Below are 2105 nucleotides of genomic sequence, written 5' to 3'. Positions count from 1 at the left end.
CCCTGGTGAATCGGGAAGCTCAAGCAACCACCCTCACCGGGGGAGAGGCGTCTCTGACACAGGCTCGCCAATCGTCGTTCATTGCCTATGAGAAAGGCACGGCCAGCCTGATCGACGTCCTGCACGCCGACGAGACGATGCTGCAGGCTTCCGATGCCCGGGCACAAGCACGAACGGAATCAGCACGGGCGGCGGTCGCGGCATTCAAGGCGCTCGGTGGTGGCTGGCAGCCTCCTGAAGCCCAGCCTGTTGCGACACGATGATTTAACCAGGTGATGTAGCACTTGATGCACGCACCTCCCCCCTCTTTCAGCTACTACCCAATCCGAGAGTGGGTTCGCTCACCGACTGACGCGGTCAGCAGCCAATTGCTCAATAGAAACCAACCGGAGTAAAGCGAAATGAAGTCGAACGAAAATTCCTGGGTGCTCATCACCGGCGCATCAAGCGGATTTGGCGAGGAGTTTGCCCGGCAATATGCAGCGCAGGGAAAATCGCTCGTTCTGGTAGCAAGAAGRCTGAGTAAGCTCGAAGCGCTATCGGCGCAGTTGCGCGAACGCTTCGGCGTTGATGTGATCGTCGAACAAGTAGACCTGTCCTCGATCCCGGCGATCATCGGACTGCATGAGCGACTCAGCGAACGCAATATAGTGATCGATGTGCTCATCAACAATGCGGGTCATGGATTGCAGGGGCCTTTCCTGGATCAACCTCTGGATGAGTCCCTGACCATGATTGATTTGGATATCGCCAGCCTGACAGCCCTGACACGCCTTTTCGCGGCCGACATGCGAGCCCGCAAACGTGGGCACATCCTGATGGTCGCCAGCTTGCTGTCCTTCCAGGGCGTGAAGAATTTCGCCGTTTACTCTGCCGCGAAAGCCTATGTTCTTCGCTTCTCTGATGCGCTTCATCGCGAACTGAAGAATGACGGCGTCGTCGTTACCGCACTTTGCCCAGGAATGTCGGATACCGGATTTGCAGAAAGCGCCAAGCAAAAGATCACGCCGGTCTTGAAAAGGGTGATGATGCAGCCCCAACCCGTCGTACGCGCAGGAATCCGTGCGCTGCAAGCCGGACGCATGAGCGTGGTGCCGGGTTTTGGCAACAAGGCCATTACTGTCTTGACTTGGGCCACACCTCGTCGGTTTCATCAGGGCCTCTCCTCCCATAAGTAGGAATAAGCAACATCGATCGTGACATTGTCCGCCGGAGTCCAGCCAGCACCGAAGCTGATAACCTTCCGGTCACCCGTAGGAATGCGCGGTCCACGGTTGGTGTTGTTGGTGGGAGACTGGTCGACCGAGAAGCCTGCGCGAAGTACCCATTGGCTGTTCAATTTGTACGCCGTGCCGATAGCGTGAGCCCACGTATCATGCCAGTTCTGTTCTTCGGTAATAGTGCCCAGCGAGCCGCTCAACAAAGGGGGTAAACCCGTGTTCTCGATGGTTAATTCTTTAAAGCGACTCCAGCGTGTCCAGGTACTCCCCAAATATAGAGTCCAGTCATTATTGAGCTGATGAGTCACCGAGAAATCCACTGACTCTGGGGTATCCACATCCAGCGAAGCGTCATAACTCCGGCCGCTGACCCCCAACACGCTAAAGATGCCGTCGGTGACCTTGGTCTTGGCGTCCAAGTGGTAACTGACCTTGGAATGGTAAGTCATGCCCAAGCGAGTTTGGTCTGTAGCCTGCACCAGGATACCGGCGTTGAAACCGAGGGCCGTGTCATCGCCCGTGCTTTTGAGTTTTCCGTCATTGCGACCTGGGCTAAGTGGATTGGGCACCATCCCGGACAGCTCACCGGTGATGCGGTTGATGGTCGGACCGAAGCCGATCGAAACTTTGTCGTTAAAGGCATAGCTGATGGTGGGCTGGAACGTAAGGGTCGTGACCTCACTTTTGTTGGCGTAGTAACGCCCGGCAAAACCGCTGCCATAGTCAGTCATCAGACCGAAAGGTACATAAAAACCTACACCGAACGCCCAATGCTCATCGATGGGTTTGACGTAGTAACCCATAGGCACTGTGGTGGTTGGCACCATGTCGCCGTCTTCCTGGCCTCCGAATGTACTGCGGGTTTGGCTTATGTCAGTCTTCGCG

The 2105-nt window shown here is 56.0% G+C and carries 1 protein-coding gene and 2 pseudogenes; 2 read left to right on the top strand and 1 reads right to left on the bottom strand.

Annotated features, from left to right (window positions below):
* A pseudogene (locus tag AC1DLB_RS30040) lies at positions 1–263 on the top strand (TolC family protein); the annotation flags it as partial.
* Between the two features lie 138 nt (positions 264–401).
* Positions 402–1178 carry an SDR family NAD(P)-dependent oxidoreductase gene (locus AC1DLB_RS30035; RefSeq protein ID WP_477786286.1) on the top strand — a complete coding sequence of 259 codons (777 nt, stop codon included), beginning with the start codon at positions 402–404 and terminating at the stop codon, positions 1176–1178.
* Here AC1DLB_RS30035 and AC1DLB_RS30030 read toward each other — a convergent pair.
* Positions 1163–2105: pseudogene (locus AC1DLB_RS30030) on the bottom strand (OmpP1/FadL family transporter); the annotation flags it as partial. The gene AC1DLB_RS30035 and the pseudogene AC1DLB_RS30030 sit on opposite strands and share 16 nt — an antisense overlap.

Source organism: Pseudomonas sp. 05N434 (assembly GCF_056396965.1).
This window is presented reverse-complemented; position numbering and strand designations above follow the sequence as displayed.